General features: G+C 73.3%; 1 pseudogene. It reads right to left on the bottom strand.

Features of this window, described 5'->3' with window-relative positions:
• Window positions 1–277, bottom strand: a pseudogene (locus CCN29_RS36655) (DNA polymerase I); the annotation flags it as partial.

The raw sequence follows: 277 nt of genomic DNA, 5'->3' as shown, positions 1-277 counted from the left end.
GCTCGGCGAGCCAGCCGGCCAGCTCGCCGGTGCCCAGCACGGTGCCGTCGATCTCCACGCCGTCGGCGACGACCGGGGTGGTCTCGGCCTCCTCGGCGCCCGGGTCGACGGCGAACAGCCGCTCTCGCAGCGACGGGTTCCTGATCTCCAGGGTGTCGAGGATCATCGCCACGGCCTTGCGGTCGTAGGCGGTGCGGTCCAGGTCGCGCACGCCCCTGGGCAGGCCGACCTGGCGCTCCAGCTCGGTGAGCCGGCGGTTGAGCTTGACGGACTCCAG

The sequence above is a fragment of the Streptomyces pseudogriseolus genome (assembly GCA_002154585.1).
Classification (GTDB): Bacteria; Actinomycetota; Actinomycetes; order Streptomycetales; family Streptomycetaceae; genus Streptomyces; species Streptomyces pseudogriseolus.
The sequence above is the reverse complement of the archived record's forward strand: the minus strand, read 5'-3'. Positions and strand labels throughout refer to the sequence as shown.